This window comes from Zooshikella sp. RANM57 (genome assembly GCF_050749885.1).
Classification (GTDB): domain Bacteria; phylum Pseudomonadota; class Gammaproteobacteria; order Pseudomonadales; family Zooshikellaceae; genus Zooshikella.
In genome coordinates, this window is the sequence record NZ_JBOIUB010000001.1 from 257,381 (window position 1) to 276,260 (window position 18,880).

Annotated in this window: 1 protein-coding gene (only partly in view); it reads left to right on the plus strand. The window is 46.9% G+C overall.

Annotated elements, in window-relative coordinates:
* Positions 1 to 18,880 carry the 5' portion of an Ig-like domain-containing protein gene (locus ACQ96U_RS01065; RefSeq protein ID WP_431719372.1) on the plus strand. Its footprint extends 26,270 nt past the window's final position, so 18,880 of the gene's 45,150 nt are visible here — the first part of the coding sequence; the start codon lies at positions 1 to 3; its stop codon lies beyond the right edge, outside the window.

The following is an 18,880-nucleotide window of genomic DNA, read 5'->3' on the forward strand; positions in this document are numbered from 1 at the left end:
ATGCAGTATTTTAAAAAGGCTTCCTTTACTCCTTTAGTTTTTAAGATCGTTATTTTATTAATGGTCAATTTTATTCTGTCTGCGTCTGTTTATGGTGTTGATACGGATATTCGTGTTGTGCATTCATTAGCAGGACAATCTGAGCAGGAACCTTTCAGTTATATTTTATCGATCACAGACTGTCAGCAAATATTAAAAGTAGTGGTTCCTAAATTAAATAAATCCATTCTGCCAAATGAAATGACTTGGGATAGTCTAGGAAACTGTAGTGTGCGTGTTGATTTTGACACATTACAGTTATCACCTGATTTTTCGCTGCAGTTAGTTGATGGATCGACTCAACAAGTTCAAGAACCATTTAATGTTGAAACGGAAAAGCCTCAATTAACCTTACAGAAAGTCAGCGTAACAGAAGAGGCAGGTCAAGGTTATTTACGGGTTGAATTGACTGCAAATGATAATGTGGACATTCACTATATTGCGCTTAATGTAAAAGGTGTCCGTATTTCTGACCTTAGACGCTTTAGCGGTATTTTAACTCAAGCGCTGGAAAATGCCTTTGCGGCTACAGCAACAACGAAAATACTTTATCCCGTTCGAGAGCAGCAAACGTCATTTGTGTTGGCATTGCCCCTAAACGATATTTCAATTGAAGAGGCGATCAAGAATGGTATGGTTATTATTGATGCTTATTGTGTCGATAGCTCTGGTAATCGAACCACAATCGCTGAAATGATGACATTGTCAGAAAGCACGGAAGAAGCCATTTTAAGTACGCAGGTTATTCCTAAAACAATGGTTTTTTCGAACTCATTACAAAACTACCAAATTATTCCTATGGTAAATTATCAATACCGTGGAGAAGTTGCACTGTCTGGTAGTGGTCGAGGTGTAAGCTATTCAACCAATGCACCTAAAAAAGTCTGGGTGAGTGAAGAAGGGGTTGTTTATCCCTTGCAGGAAACCGCTGGAGAGTCTGTTGAAATCAATATCGCATTTCCCAATGGTGATACGCAAACTATTCCAGTCACTGTTGATTTTAATAAACACATTAGTCGTTTAGCCACTAATCAAACTGGCGCTGTTGATCCTATAACGATTTCCAGGTTGAACCAGTTTCATCCCTGGCAAGATCTGTATGTAGTATTTGATGATGGCACTGTAACCGCACTACCCAGCAACATCGTCGTCGATTACCAATTACAGACAGAGGAAAAAACACGTCTTGAGTTGTCTACGGAACAGGGATTATTGGCGAAGCATAGTATTGATGAACATGCACCAGCACAGTTACAGATTACTGTACCCTCACTTAATAATGTATCGTTAACCGTTCCCGTGTCTGCAAAAGATGGCCCACCCATTATTCAACTTAAGTCAACCGCTAAAGTAGTTGCAGAGCAACCTTTTTCATTACTAGTTGATGCTGAAGATGACGTTGGCATTAATGAAGTGAAATATTATTTGAATAATCAGTTAATCGCGAGTGCTAAAGCAGCCCCTTTTAATGTGTCGTTACCGATTCCTGATCGATTTGTGGGACAGCTGGTTGAAATCAAAGCGATTGTTTATGATACGTTGGGCCAATCCTCTATTGATCAATTCACAACACAAGTGATCAAAGATGAGGCTGGTGTTTTTCCTGAGGTACAATTTGAGCTACCGATTGAGGGAAAGCGGGTAACAGAGGGAACACCATTAACCGCCCAATTAGCGATTGATTTAGGCATAATGGGAAAAGGGGATACGCGTTCATCGATACAGTCGGTACGTTTTTTTGTGGATGGAAAGCCGACATCCCCCATTACCTATCCCCAGTTTACGCTCAGGGAAGGGCCCACGGATGAAAAATATTTTTTTGAGTTATGGCGGACTAATATCAACCTTGAAACCATTGGTACTGATGAAGCCGCAAAATCATTGTATGCAGAAATAACGAACGCTCAACAAAAAACCAAACAAATTCCCGCTAAACTCATTCGTGTTTTTAAAAATAAGCCACCCGTTGTGAAAATTGTTTCTCCATTAACAGGGCGTGATATCAGTGCCGGAGAACAAGTGACCATTATTGTTGATGTATCTGATGATACGCTGTGGTTGGGAACCGCATTGCGTGTTTCAGCCAATGGGAAAGTGATTGAAGAACAACAAATAATTGATACCACTCAACAACAAAATACGGCGTATAACTTAGGAAATACTCAACGTGAAATTAAACTATCTGTACCTGCTGAAGCCATTGGTAGCTCTATTGAATTACAGGCCGAAGCTATTGATGTGCATGAGCAACGTGCACTAAGTTCACCCGTGGTTGTTTCGGTAAAAGCGGATAGTAAACCGTCTGTTGCTTTAACTTATCCCGTGGAAGGCACTGTCATGACCGGGGATATTCCAGTAGAAATTCGAGCGACGGCAGCGGATGATCTGGGTGTGCAGCGGGTGACATTTTATGTAAATGAAGTGTTGTTAGGTACGGACACGCGACCGCCTTTTAGTGTTATGTATACGCCACCCGTTTTAGAAAAAGAAACACCTGTTCAAATAAAAGCCGTAGTTTTTGATACAGCACAACAACAGGCAGAAAGTAATATCGTGAATGCCATTATTGGCAAAGATGTTGAGCCGCCGGTGGTTAATGTCGTATCACCCACAGATTACTCGGGGGATGGTCATTTAAAAGTTATTGAGCAGGAGCAGTTTGTCTTTAAGTTAGTGGGTTATGATAATGTGGCTACCACTTCAATTGTTATACAGGGAATACGTTATCATCAGGATCAAGGTTATCAGTTAACCGGTGATGAAAATGACCAAATAACGTTTTCTGGACAGGATATTAAAACGATTCCAGGAGCAGTCAATGCTTATTCATTAGCCCTGTTAGTGAATAGCCCTGCGACAGTGATTCAGGATACAGGGGACGTGCTTTCCTTAGGTATTAGTGTCAGTGATCAGCAGCAGAATATTGCCCAACTCACGCAAACACTGTTAGTGGCAAAAGATAACCCGCCATCCATCACTGAATTTCAATCAGCGCATGCACAACCTCTGTTGTTGGGCAAACCTTATTTATTTTCCTTAGTGGCAGAGGACGATATCAGTATCAGCCGTCTTGAGGTAGAAGCCCGCGAACCTAATTCCAATAGTGTAGTATTTACTAAAACGTTTTCTGGTGGCACAGACTTTCTGATTAATAAAAAGCTGATTAAAGATTTTTCATTAATCTTTACAGACCTTGTAGCGCAATCAGTTTTAGACAACCTTACTACGGTTGATCTGGAATTTTTTGTCATTGATAACAAAGGCCAGCGTTCACCACCCCGGCAGCAAACACTCAGTTTTTTACACGATAATGAGCCTCCTGTGATAACGCTTTATGGGCCTGATGAGGGAAAAAAATATTATGCAGGAGAGCAAGTTCGATTAGATTTTTCTGCCCAGGATGCCTCAAGTATTAAGCAAATTAATATATTGTTAGATAATCATTCCATTTATCAAAAAAATTATACTGCAGAGAGTGTCAAGGAACAGCTACCGATTACAGTGCCCAATGGCCAATCCACTTTTACATTAAGTATTTCAGGTAAGGATATTTATGATAATGAATCGGCCATCATTACTAAAACCTACGCCATTATTCAGGATGAGAAACCTCAGGTTTCAATTAGAACGCCTGCCAGTAACAGTGTTTTTATGGAAGGTGCATTATTTGCGCTTAATGTGTCCGCCAGTGATGATCGTCAATTGCAGTCATTAGATGCTTATTGGCTTTTTTCTGACCAAACACAACAGCCGATACATCGTTTTAACTTATCAGCCCAAACAACCAGTACTGCCCCCTCAAGTAATAACAGTTACTATCATCATGATGTACGCGTGCCAATGGCGGTGGGTAGCAATGAGGCACAGCTTATCGTAGAAGCCAAAGACAGTAGTGGCCAAACGCAACAAGCTGCAGTGACACTTCAACTGAAGCATGATGCAGAGCCTCCCACGGTGTCACTGACCGGTAATCAGTTTGAGATTGTTCCAGGGCAAGCACTGACATTAACGGGGGTGGCCAGTGATAATCAATTTATTGACCGTATAGTATTGGCTATAAAAGATGCCAATGGTCAGTTAGTAACCCCCACTATATCGATTGGACGTAAAGATGAAGTGCAACAGGAAGTGGTAAAAGATGCATTAACACTGGGTACTTTTGTAAAAGGAACACGTTTTTATTCAGACTTTGATTTGCTGGCTAACTTTACCCATCAGGATTTTCTGACTTACGCCAGTCAGTCACTCTCGGGGACATTGATGGTGACGGATAAAGGGGGAAATACTGCAGAAGCAGCATTGACGATTCGTTTGTTACCCGATAAAACCGCCCCACAAATATCCATTTTGCGCCCGGAAAGCCAACAGTTTAGTAATGATGAAGTCGCGTTTTCTTATTCAGTCACCGATGATTTTTTATTGGACTCCGTTGTCGTCTATGTAATTAAAGACGATGATAAGATCATCGTTCAGCAACAAGATGCCATTAATAATCCTCAATTTTCAGAACAGGCACTTACTAAACCACTGGCTGATTTTAATTTAGCGGTGAATGATCAGTTTGACGTAGTGGTGGAGGCAAAAGATCAGTTTGGCAATACGGCTTTATTATCACGTGCCGTAGAAGTGGTAGCTGATCAACCGCCCACGGTGGTTGTGACCAGTGAACCTCAACATATCCAAGGAAGCCGCATTGATTTGGCATTACAGGTTCAGGATGATGTAGTCAGTCAAGATGACCCCGTGTGGTTATTTCCGCTTGCCACAACCTTAAGTGGTTTAAAGGTAGAAGATCCATCATCTACTCAGGTTACACGCCAGGTCCAGCAACAGGTTAAGCAGCAGATAGTTACTTCACCCAATCCACGGATGATCAATAAGCCAGGTTTGACGTTGGCCTATCCAGAAGCCGGAAATTGGGGCGGCCAAATTTGGGTGGATGATCAATTAGTATTCAGTGTTAAGCAGCAGCAAATGACGCTGTGGCCTGTGCCTCTATTGACGAGTGACTCGGTGATTCGTTTTACGGATGACCAGCAGACTGCATACCCTATCACGGTTGAGGTTACTCGTTATACCAATGATCTTTGTTTAACAAAGCCAGATGTCCTCACCACAACGTTGAATGATGGACAGTTAACCTTAAAAGATATTCTGGTGGCAGGTACGCATCGTTTGGATATTAGCCTGCTCAATAATAATCCAGCACTGAATGGCTTGCTACGGAGAGTGGTGATTCAGTTAGGGCAAAGTAGCCAGCTGTTAGTGCCACTCACGCTAGAAGTCAAAGACCAACAGCAAAATGAAGCACTGTTGTATTTACCCCAATTATTGTCTGTGCAGAAAGCTCAAGCAGAACTTAAGCAGCATGTCCTGACACTGGTGATGGCTCAGGCGGATATGACCATGGCGATGTTGGTCAGTGTTTCTGACCGGGCCAGCCATGAGCGTGATAAGCAAGTACTTAACCCCATTTATCAGTGGCAACTCAGTGGTGATGTATTACAACCAGAGCTGAGCTTATTAGCCCCATCATCAGGCAGTCATGTGATCAGTCAGCAGCAGTTATCTTTCGAGCTGTCTCTGGCAGACAATTCTGCACAAATAAAGCAAATTCAGTTAATGGATAGCAATGGGCAGCTACTGAAAGCGGTAAATCCCAAGGCCAGTCAAACCAACGTTAAGCTGCCCTATACCGTTCCATCAAGCTTAGTGACAGGTGATCTGGCACTGACTGCTCAACTCTTTGACTGGTCAGGAAATCAGCAACGTCAGATGTTTTTATTCCCCATACAGCAAAACCAGCTACCCACCATTCAGCTGACAAGTTGGGATGATCAGGCTAGGACGATTACGGATTTGGAGCGATTGAGTTATGGCGAATTTTGGGTCAGGAATGGTGGTCGTTTTACGGTTAACTGGCAGGGGGCAGATGATACCGGGGTCTCTAAAGTCACTCTGCGTCAGTTGTCAGCGGAAGGCGTTCCCGTACAAACCCTGTTTGAAAAAAACTATGGAGTATCCTGTCCTAATGCACCTAATCTGGTAGCTGATGAGAAGGTTAGTATTGATTTTAACGAAACGGCTCCCACACAGTACGAACTTATTATTGAAGATAATGCCCAGCAGCAAGCCCGCCAGCGCTTTTTAGTCTACCCACAAGCCAATATCCAGCCACAAATAGCTATTCAATCCCCTGCTCAGGACCAGTTTATTGTCGCTGGTACCCAACAGCTCCTGGTGAAAGTGTTAGGGGTTGATGATCGAGGTATGAAAGGTTCTCCCAGCTTCCGCGTCAATGGTATGCCGGTTCTGCTATCACAAGTGGATGTGAGCAGGGAGAAGCTGGAAAAAGAAGAAGTGAATGTTGTGTTGCAAGGGTTTTATGATCGATATGAAGCGCTTTATAACCCCCGTATCGCAGCAGAAGTCGCGACTAAAGAAAATATGGTTGAGCGTTACTATGTGCTGACGCTGCCTGAACTATTGATGGATACCCAGCAACCCCTGACACTGCAAATGACCTGGGCTGATAATGAGTCGGCCGTAGCAAGTTTAGAGCGGCGCATACAGGTTAAAGCGGATGATATTCCGCCAGTTGCTGTATTTGTTGGACCAGCCATTGAGGTTGGGGCAATAGAAGGTGCAGATATGACCCTGTTATTACAGGGATACGATAATGTGCAAGTGAAGCAGCTGGTACTGGAAAAACGATATGGTATCAAACTAAAAGACGGCACTTACCAGTATGGTGATTACACGGTAATTCAGCGCTATAAAAATACGTCTCCAGCAGACTTTAACCCAATAACCACACTCAATATTGACTCTCCCTTGTACCGGCACTTAGCCCACATTGATACCCAGTCCGATATTCTTAGCCAGTTTCCAACGGTCATTCGTCAGCAAGTGGAGCGCATGGATGTTTGGTTCCGCCTGGAGGTATCAGATAAAAATCGTCAAGCCAGTCGTGAAGTGGCTTTTCTCGTGAAGCCTGATGAGCAGCCCATTGTTGATATCATGACTCCCCAACCGAACCAGAAGGTTGTGGAGTCTACGGCACTCGAAGTACTGGTGAATGCTCAAGATGATGTGGGTGTTGCTTATGTTACCTTATCGGCACGTTATGCTGATGGTAGTGAATATAGCTTTACTCAAAATGAGCCACCTTATCGTTTTCAGGTACCTTTGCCTGCCTATCAAAACACGGGGTCAGCGGCTGACAATCAAGTAGAGCTTTGGGTGGAAGCCGTTGATACCTATGGTCACCGTTGTCCTTTGACAGACTTTAATCAGTTACCTGCCTGTGAAAAGTTAACGGTTTATACCCAAACTGATCAGGCACCACTTATTACCTTAGTAAAACCTGAAGAAGGTACCGGTTTTATTGAAGGACAGTCAGTACTGGTACAGCTTAATGCCGCTGATGATGTGGGTGTTGATCGTGTTAACCTGCAAGTGTCGGGTTTGGTGAGTGGTGACAAGGTGCTGACCGATGTCGAGTTTCCCTATGAGTTTTTATTAACCTTACCCTATGGCCAGGCTGGTAAACCTATCAGCTTAACCGCCAGTGTCACTGAAGTCCGTCAGCAAAACCCACGAACAATTTATACCCCTGTACCACGTAAGCTGATTGTGGATGGAGACCAGGTTGCGCCTGTTATTGCTGTCAAAGAGCCGGCTTTGCAGGGAGCGCAAATCTCTGAGCTACGGGTACTGCCTTTTGCAGCAGAGATTTACGACAATGTGGCGGTTTCGCGCTTAGAAGCACAGTTACGGGTCGATAAAAATCAGGATGGGGTTTTTGCTGATAACGAGGTGGTCCAACAACAGACTCAGATTGCACCACCTTATGCGGGTAGTTTCAGTGTTCAGTCACTTGCGACCTACTTAACTGGGCAGACAAGTGCAGACAATGTGTCACAGCTGCCTTTGCAGGTCAGGTTTATTGCCTATGACGGGGTGGGTAATACCGCAGAGCAAATGGTGGGTGTGCAGCTTGTTGCCAATCAACCGCCTTCTGTTACGGGCATTCAGTTATTAGATAACCGTGGTTTTAATTTAGGTGAGCAAAATGAGATGGCGGAAGGGCGGCGAGTACGACTCAATGTCCTTGGCCAGGACCCCGAGCAAGGTGTGGCCAGTGCCGCATTGTATTACACCCTACTAGATGATGATGGGAATAACACTGAGCTTATCTTTTTAGGTGAAGATGTCGCGGCTCCTTTTCAGTTTGACTGGCAAATTCCAAAAGGTCAGGTTGGCCAACGCATTCGTTTTGTTGCGAATGTCAAAGATGTGGATGGTTTTGCTTCAGCGGATTTTACTCGTCCTTCAACCCTGACCATTACAGCGGATGTGCCTCCCGTAGCTAAAATCGTTAAGCCTGCCAATGCTAATAGTGCGTTGATTGCGGGTACAGCGTTGGAAGTGGTGGTGGAAGCGTTTGATGATTTAGGTGTCGATGGCATCAATTATGTGGTGTTTTATGTCAATGGCAAGCCTGTACGAACGGTTACCAGCAGCATGGGAGAACTCACTGGCTCATTGGCGCAAAGTCATCTTTATCAAGCCTTTTTACCTGCCCCCGAAGGGGTGGATGGCTTTTTAATACAGGCGCTGGCCTATGATCAGCAGGGCCAGGTAGGTCAAAGCCAAGTACTGCAGGTAGGTCAGGTCAGAGATACGGTTCCGCCTAAAATCAGCGTACTTACGCCAATAGATCGGGATATTTTGACAGCAGAACAGCCGCTTAACGCGGTGGTGGCTGTCGATGATATTGGCGCACCCATTGAACGGGTGACGATGACCTGGTATCGGGAATATGAATCGGCGGGTGGTTGGCAAGCGTTAGCCAGTGATGAGCTGGAGTTGAAACAGACCGCCAGTAATGACCCTGCTATCCCAGAAAGTGATCCTGAAAACCACCGTTATGTGTTTTGGGCGGAATACAGCAATGGCATGATCTTATCCCGTGCGCGTGAGCGCAATGAGCGGGTCAGGGTGGTGACCAAAGTGGTGACACCTGCGCATACTGTACAGGAAACGTCGTATTATGAAGTGGGTTGGCCTATCAGTCAGCGACGCTATATGGCACCGGCTGATGGTCATAATGTTGAAGCCCGAGCGGTGTATTACACCGCCGTAGACCAGTTTAAGTCCATTCGCCAATCGTCAACCTCGGATAGTCTGCAAGGGGCTATGGTGGGTGCTTGGTCCACTCATGACCCCATGCGCTATGAGCAAGGTTTAGGTCATCTTGAGGGCGCTAACCAAGGTAAAATGCCACCGCGTACGGGGATATTTATTCTGGATGTTGTGGATGAAAAAGCAGGGGATTCACTGGGTAACTTTTATGTTTACTCATCAATACTCAACAGTGCAGCAGAAATATTTACCGGAACCATCACCGAGATTGCTTCCTCAGCAGACCTCGTGCTGGCTGCAAAAATTGCAGCACAACAGGATAACCTTGCAGAGCAACAAGAAAATAGTGAAGCATTTAGTCAGAATGAACATGGCTTTGTCACTACCTTAGCACAGGAAATTCAGCAAGACTGGGGAGGCTCAGCAGATCAGGCCACAGGGCGTATTGATCTGACCAATACACAAGCAGAGTTATTATTATTTGCGCATCGTAATGGTGATGGGCAATTTGGTTTGGCCTATCAACTCACTGGGCGAATACAGCTCCCTTACGAAGATGTTTATGGTGTCGCCCGTAAAGATCACTTGGCGCTGGTGGCCAATGGCTATGGTGGGGTGCAGGTTTTTGATATCAGTAATCCTACGTCACCGTATAAAATAGGTTTTATTAAGCCCAATGGATATGCCCGTGATGTGGTGGTTTACCAACACTATGCATTTATTGCTGCCTCTCATGAAGGTATTGTGGTGGCGGATTTGGCAGATCCTGCAATACCCATCGTGGCGCAGCTTGACACCTTAGGTATTGCCAACCGGCTGACCTTACAAGGTGACAGGCTGTATGTGACGGATATGGCGGGGGATGGTGGTGTATCCCAGCTCAACATCATCAACATTCAAAATCCCTTCCAGCCACAGCTGGTCAAAGTCGTCGAGCTGCGGCCTAATCGTCCTGACTTAGTGGCAGATGGTATGTACGATGTGCATGTCTCAGGGCATTTAGCCTATGTCACCATGCATTACTCAGATCAGGAAGATAAACCAGCACAGGCGCTGGTCGAAATGATCGACTTGAGTAAAGTTGATGATCCTGCCATTGACGCCACCATCCCAGTGTTAACTAAAGCTAAAGCGACCTTGGATGACTATGCTGCCCGAGGTATTACCTTAGCCCGAGGTGGTTTACAGGTAGCAACGGGCAAAGGCGGGATCGCTCGGGTGGAAATGCCTGAGCTGTCTATCCTGCAGCATACCCCAGTGCTTAATCAATACGATGTAGCACAACAGTTAGCTGAGATTGAATTGATGTTCTCCGCACCACTAGCGGCTGAACAGGCTGAGACTATTCGTCCATCCATTCAAATTAAGGTAGGAGACCCGCTTGTGGGTGAACTGATTACGGATCAGTTTGAGTTAGCCTACAAGCCCACCACAGGTAATGAAGTAAGTCGCCAGACACTGCTCATTAAACGCAAACAGGATTTCAGTCTGGCGCGAAATCAGCAGTACTTTGTCACTGTGACGGCAGGATTAGAACCACTAGCAGGTTATCCATTGAGTGAAGACTACCAGTTTGGCTTTACCACTCAACGCTTTCTCAATGCTGCTGAACCTGAAATTCAGCGCATTTGTGCACAGTCAGTGAGTAATGCACCTGCTGATAGCTGTGTCAGTGCAGGGGATATCAGTGGTGGCACGCCAATTCGTATTACGGGTAAGCATTTTGGTGAAAAACCCAAGCTAGTCGTGGGTGGACAGCCGTTGGTGGTCAGTCGAGTAGAGCATGATGCACTCACTGGTGTGGATACCCTTTACGCAACCACAGTACCCAATTATGCAGGTCCTGCTGCCGTAGAAGTTACCAATGCATTTGAATTGTCTGACTTGTTGATTGGTGGCTTTACTTACGTTGATCAGTTGGAAATTTCTTTCTTAACCCCTGCAGTGGTGAATACCAGTCAGCGCGGTGAAAACGATCAAGTAGCCATTGTCGGTTATGGCTTTCATAGCCATATTAAGGTCACTGCTTATAAGTCAGGACAGCCTGCAACAGCACAGACATTTACGCCAGGGACTGGCACCTTACAGTTACAGAGTGCTGAGCGGATGCAGTGGACTGTCCCTGACTTTGGTGATGAAAATTATCGTGGTTTTATCGATATTGAAGTGGAGGATGAGCTGGGGCGCCGCTTTGTCCGGCGAAATGCGTTATTTTACGGCAAGTTGACTGTTGATCGCCGGCTTATCAGCTCTGTTCCGTTAGATGCTGATAAAATCAAAGAACTATTAGTCGATCTGGCAGAAGGTAAGCCTACAGACTTTTTACAGGATGCGGGCCGTTTACCACCTGGGCAAATTGTTGATCTGCAGTTTGACTCAAGCCAACCCCTGCTTTATGTATTAGGCGCAGGCATTACCGATAGTTTAGCTCCTGACCATGTTTATGATCGGCAACAATTTGAGCATTATTTTGCGCCAGGCTGGATATCACTGGTTCATTATGAGCTTGGCCGTTTATCCGAAGCCGCGACAGTCCATGGTTTAGGGTATTACAACCTGCCTCAGGATCTGGTACCCCAGGGAATGCTGGTTCATGGTCAGCAGTTGTATATCTCAGCAAAAGGGTATCACTTTAAGCATATTCAAACCGAGTTTAATAACCGGACTGCTCTCTTAGTTTATCCAGCGAATACCACTGTATTTGATACGTCAAATGCTGGTACGGGGAACAGTAATGTATTAGCGCCCAGTACCGAACGAACCCTGCGTTATGCCTTACCGTTACCCCTTACCGCTACTCCCAGCAAAATGGTTGCTAAAGATGGATTGCTCTTTATTGCGGCGGATAAGCAAGGGGTCGCCGTCGTCAATATCAATCAGCCAGAACGTCCAGTGTTAATTCGTCAGATTGAATCGGCTTTGATTCAAGGGCGAACGGTGCCGTTAACCGTAGTGGATATTGCCGTCGTTGAGCATTATCTGCATGTTACGACTGATCGTTATCGGGTCATTTATGATATTCGGCAGCCCTCACTGGCTCAGGTGGGGGTGAGTGAACTGAGTGGTTTAACGGCAACGACACCGACGAATCCATTATTGGCTACCAGTCGTAATATTACTTTGCTGGATACCAGCCAAGCGGCGTATCCCCAAGTGATGGGACAGTATCCGTCGTTTAATTTTGCAGTACCCGGCACCATCAAAGGGCAAAAGATGCAGGCTGCCAGTGTTGCGTCTGCCTCATTTCAAGGGCAGCTGGGGGCTGGGTGTAAGGGTGGTTTTGCTACTTACTTAGCCCTGTATGATATTGCGCGGCCAGCACAGATCAGCTTGTTGGATGCGCTGGCGGTAGCGACCAGTCGTTGTGAACCCAAGCCCAGTGTGCCCTTTGTGAGTTGGCAGCAAAACCCCATGGATTACGCGGCTAATGGGGTCATTGCACTGGCAACTTCCTTAGGTAAAAACCGCTCACAACTGTATTTGGTGGACCCTGTGCTATTGGATATTGCACAGACTTTACCGGCTGCCAATGCGCGTTATGTACGGCGGGATATCCAGCCGGTTATTAGGTTAACGCGGCTAACTACCCAAACCGTTGAGCAACTCGCTGCGCAAATTGAGTTTGTGGCGATTAACGCCGATGCATCCGCTACCACTACCAAGGTTGCTGTGCCCTTTACTGTATCGATTAACGATCAACGCAACGAGATCAGGCTACACCCCAGTGATACGCTCGCCGCTAACCAGGATTATCAGCTCAGGTTACTGGGAAGCGCTGATCGACGCAGCGATGCATTACCCCAATACAGCTTGGCGTTTACCACCGGGGCTTCATCTGCCGCGCCACTGGTGATTCATCAGGTGACGCCAAGTGCCCTGACCATTGAAGGGGGTGAAGTCGCCATTGAGTTGGAAAATGTCACCGGCAATGTGAGTTTACAGCTGTCAGGGTTGCCATTAGAGACCCTTAATCAAACTGACTTAGGCAATGGACGAGTTCGCTATCAGGTACGTGCTCCTCGACAATTGGCGGGACCTGCAACCCTGGATGCAAGCACTGACCAAGGCGGTTATGCTCAATTTATTGGTGCAGTACAGTACCTTGAGCCTTTGTTATTGAGTGAAGTAACCCCTACTCAAGGACCACTGACGGGTGGTACGCGGTTACGTATTCTGGGGCAAGGGTTTAGAGGGGATGCTGAGGGCATGGCTATCAAAGTCGGTAATCAATTACTGTCTGCTGATATTATCAAGGTATTGGATAGTAATACGTTGGAAATTATTACTCCTCCAGGTCCCTTGGGTACGGTTGATATTCAGGTTACACAGTCTGATGGTTCTGCAGGTGTGTTGAGTAACGCCTTTACCTATCAGCAAACTGTTCAGTCGAATATTGCTGGTGGTAAACAACAACGCATTTTGGCATTAGCCCTTGACCCGACTGAAAATTATTTATTTGCCTCGACAGGCAGTGAAATACTGATTTTAGATGCCCAGGCCAGTCGCTATACCAGCCAAGGCGAAAACCCACTTAATCCTGATGACTTGTTAAACCGAGTGGATCTCAATAAAGACGGTTTAGATGATCGTATTCTTGCCCAAATAGCGTTACCTGAGGGTTTTGTGGCGTTGGATGTAGAGCCTTATTTTGAACAGGGGGTGGATCGTTTATTTGTTACCGCAGCGCATTTGAAAGATGGTCAACCCAGTAAACCTGAACTAATGGTGCTTGCCGTCGATGCGCTGAATTTCGCCAATACCACGGTAATTAAGCGTTTGCCGTTGCCTAGTGAGGTGGCACAGGGACTAACGGTGAAAAATTATAAAACCTTAGTGGCCATGGGGCGTGCGGGTGTGGGCTTGGTGGATAGCTACTACCAGCAAAAACTCTATTTAGTTGACCAGCAGTTGATGCCGCAGCAAACCCCAATCCTGGATGTGGCACAGGCCCTGGAGGTGGAACGTACACCTGGCCAGTCGCTCTATGTCGCGGTAGGGGGGGATTATGATTATCAGTCGTTCAAACTGAATGAGGGTGCCGGTGGCTTCTTTATTGTTGAGCAGCAGGGAGCATCTGCTGCGGATGAGGGAGCTGATCCAGCCTCTAGTTTAGTGGTACTAAGTCAGCTACCCATTGCAGCAAATAGAGTCAAGGTGAAAGGGCACTTTGCCTATTTAGCCGCAGGTGCTGAAGGGCTGATTATTGTGGATATAAGTAATCCATTACAGCCAGTGATTGTCAGACGGTTGAGTGATGTAGGTTTTGTCTACGACGTGGATATTAATGGACATCTGGTTTACCTGGCATTGGGTAAGCAGGGGATGGCGCAGGTGGATATTGCGGATCCGACACAACCGGTTATCGTGGCGAGTTTAAATGCTTACCAAGGCAATAACTTAACCCAAGTGATTGCAGGCAGTGCAACGGCCTTGGGGGCAGGGCAAACAAGCAGTGCACAGTGGGTGGCGCAGGTGGTGCCTGATGCGTCCCTTAAAATCTATGACGTTGACCCGCAGCAGCAACTCAGTGCCTTAGCTTCTGGTGAACTTGAGGTCACACTTCGGTTTAATAAAGTGGTTGATGGGTTAGACAGCAATAAAGATTTGTTTAGCCTTAAAAATGCATCAGGGCAGCCATTACCTGTTGCCGTGTCACTACAGCATAATGATGCAGTACTGATGCTCGCCGCCGAGCATGTTAAAGCGCTACAGGATCAGCAGCCATTGCAGCTTGAAATAAAAGCCGGTGTGGCCAGTACCATCGCCAATACCCACCAGGTACTTTATCGTTTGGCCCAGGATGTTCACTACACACTCTATTTTAATAGCGGGCAAGACCCTGTATTCAGTCTGGTGAATATCACACCACACCATATATCGACTGCACAGACCACTGACGTCAGTGTGGCAGTCAATGTTGATTCATCGCATGCATCACAGCTGCAGTTTTATGTGGGGGGCGTCAATATCCAGCCGCAAGCTATTGAGCCTGACCAGCAAAATGAAAGTCTCTGGCTAGCCAAGCTAACGATTCCACCATTGTCCAAACCTGGGCTTTATGATTTATCCGCCTCACTGGGAACCCAGCAGCAACGGTTGCAGGGTGCCATTACTGCCTCAATGCCGTTGATGTTAACGAGTATTAAACCTGGCTGGGGACCTGCTGCTGGCGGGCAAACAGTCACAGTGATAGGACATGGTTTTGAGCCAGGTACTACGGTCAGTGAAGGGTTGCAGTTGAGTATTGGTGATACTGCCATCAGCCAGGTTGAAGTACTTTCCAGCCGTGAATTGAAGCTGGTAACCCCTAAAGGCTTACCGGGCAAACATACGGTCAGTGGGCGAGATCGTTTTGGGCATCAAGCGTTACTGGAAGGTGATCAGGGTTATGGTTATGGCTTACAGCAACAGGTGGTACTGAACACCGGTAATGTGCACCCAACGATGCTGAACGTGTTGCCAGCATCGGGCATTGTTTTAACCAATGGGGGCTATTTACGGCAGGGCTATACCCTGGTGCCTGTGGAGGGTACTGCTTTTCCAGATAACTACCGGGCTGCTGCATTTGCCGTACAAGACCCGCTACATCCGTTATTAGTAGGGGGTGCACCTGCATTAACGGGGGATACTCAGCAGCTGGTGAAGCTGGGGCAAATACTATCGTTGAAGAAAAAACAGGCGGCGGCTTCGTTAATGCAAGGCACGTCACTGCAGTTATCCAGTGCTGAGCAGCAACTGCTCAGTCAGGAAGGCCGTTATGCGTTAACCATTGGTTTGGATTCCAGCCGGATTTATCCCGTCACCGAATGGGAAAATAGTATTGCCCGGCAGCGGCTTTATGTCGCCAGTGGTGTGGGGGGGATCAGCCGGTTAAATCTGGATGATCAGAATGCAATGCAATGGCTAGGTGATACCGATATCAATGGCCTGACCACGGATATCATAAAGCAGGGTAACAGTGTCTTTGTATTGACAGCTCAGCCGGACCCAGGTGATGTGAAGATACCGGAAGACTGTAGTACGGTTAATATTCCTGCGAACCCCGAGTCCTTGGTACCGGTTAACTATCTGATGGCCACGGATCCACTGCAGGTCACTGATAATGCTTTAGCCAGTGTTGAGACTAATGCGCAGCTACAAGGGCAGCGCGGCCGTTATTACCAGGGTTGGTTATATACGGGGGGAATACCGGCTGCCGTGTTATGGGGCAATTGTCCATCCTGGTCAGGTGAAACGTTGCGGGCTCCAGAAAGAGGTGGTGAAATCAGCCAAATACTGGCGGTAAACCTGTTTGATCCCGCACTGCAAGCACGTTATGCCTTTCAAGGAAATGTGCTGGACTTTGCCTTTTACCAAACGGCTAATCAGTCCGACTCACAAGACCCCATTGTTGAAACCTACCTTATTGCTGCGCTGGGTATGCAGGGCGTTGAATTGGTTCCACTCAGCACCCCTGAGCAGCGTGTTCATCTTGATTTAGATTCGCTCAGTGAGTCTGGTAAGTATTCAGCTCGGGCACTTCGTATTCAGGGTAATACCCTGTGGGTGGCTACTGAGCAGGGACTTGTCGTTGTTAATATGACTGACCCGCAATCACCCATGGTGATGTCGGCGGGTAATGATGAACCCGTGTGGGATATGACTATTCATAATGATCGAGTGATTGGGGTGGCAGCTAAAGGACTACGCCAGTTTGAACTGCCTGGAGCATTGGTGATGGGGGTTCAGGTAGGGAATGACGCGGGTAGCCAAGCGGATGGCCAATCACCGTTTATTGCAGCAGGGGATAAAATTCCTCCTGGGGATCAACAGTTAATTACTGTGCAGTTTAATGAGCTAGTCAGTACTGAAAGCATCCAGCAGCCGGGTGCACTGGTATTACAGCGCCGAGTCCCCGAAGGCTTGCAGGATGTCCCCATCACCTTTGTGGCTGCACCTGATGCACCAGCTAGCGCAACGGCTCAGTTTAAAGTAAACCTTGAGCCCAATGCTGTTTATGAGCTGGCTGTCAATCAAGCTAATACGGTGAGAGGCCGGGATTTATGGTTACCCTTTAAGCAGTCACTGCAGACAGCAGCCCAACCGTTTACTCATTTCTCGATCCACAAGGTCAGTCAGGGACGGGTCCGCTATGGTAACCAGGAAGTGCCTGTCATGATTCAGGGTCAAGGATTCAGTGCTGACATGCAGGCCCAGTTAAATCAGTATCCCCTTGCCCTGTCATTTATTGATGAGAATACGCTGCATATCCCTGCTCACACGTTAGATATGCTGCCCCTCCGTTCAGGGCAATATCACTTACGGTTAAGTAATGCAGGGTATCAGCAGGATTGGCTGGGGGCGGTGATTATCAGTGATGCAACGCCATTGACGGAAGCTACGTTTACGCTGACCCCGGATAATACCGATCAAGAGGGTGGCCAGCGTATTAATGTCAAAGTGGATAAACCCGTACTGCAGCCCGGTACCACCGTGTTGTTAAAGGCACGTAACAGTGATCAGGAAATCTACAGTGGGCAAGCGTTAACAGGTGAAGCTGCAGGTGCGGAGGCGATTCAATTACAGGATGACGTACAAAGTCAGCAGGCCTTTAGCTTCTTGGCGCCCACTGTATTAGCCGCAGATCTGTATGAGGTTTGGTTACGTATACCTTCAGGTAACAGTCAACAAGAAGTATACGTCGGCGATATGTCCTATACCTTGCCGGGCGGTTTGGCTATCAGTCTACCGAACTATCCGCCGATGACCATGGGGGCCGTCACCCGCTGGGATAATTATCTTGCGGTAGGGGTTAAGTCAGGTCAGTCACCCTCAGCCAGTAATCGCTTTTTAATGAATGCGGGTTTAGAACTTTATGACATTAGTTTGTGGGACCGCCCTGTACGCTTGTCGCAACTGCCAATGAATGACCCTGTGACCGGGATTGAACGCTGGGATGACACGTTGTTCTTAGCCAACGGACAAGGTGGAATCCAGGTGGTGGATATTCAGGATAAAGCATCACCACTGCTGGTGGCGAATGTGTCCACTCCAGGTTATTCAGCCATGGATATTGCGCTGTCTGCAGCCCGGGCTGGTCAACCTCGTATTTTGGCGCTTGCCGCTGCAAATGATTTAGGGGAAGGCTATTTACGGTTCTTTAGTCTGGAAGGTGAAGGACTTACTCAGGCATTAGCATTACCTACGTTAACGTTCAGTAATGATGCCCAACAAAGTACAGGGTCAGGACAGCAGCGTCTGCTCGGTATGCCAGTGGATGTGGCGTGGCAGGATGGTCAGCTCTATGTGCTAACCGTGCATCAAGGTCAACTGTCGTTAGTGATCTTTGATCAGCTTCAGCCTACGGTGAATTATCAGGTGGTTGCAGTACCAAGAGCGAATGTTGCAGGTGATTTAGCGAGTGCTAAATATGCTGCAGCACTACAGGTTTCGCCCTCTCAGGTGACAGTGGCCACCACCGATACATCATTGATTTTGGCGAAGCAGAATGATCAATGGACGCTTCGTTATTGGCAGCAAAATGCCCAGCAACAAGTTGAGTTAACGTCTACCGGAGGGCATGTGTTACAGGCGGAACAAGGTGGGTTGCGTGTTACGCAGAGTCCGGTCTTTGCCTTGACGTCTATCGAGCCCGCCAAAGACAGTGTGCTGCACCCAGGGTCATTGATCACCCTATGGTTTAATCAACTCATCA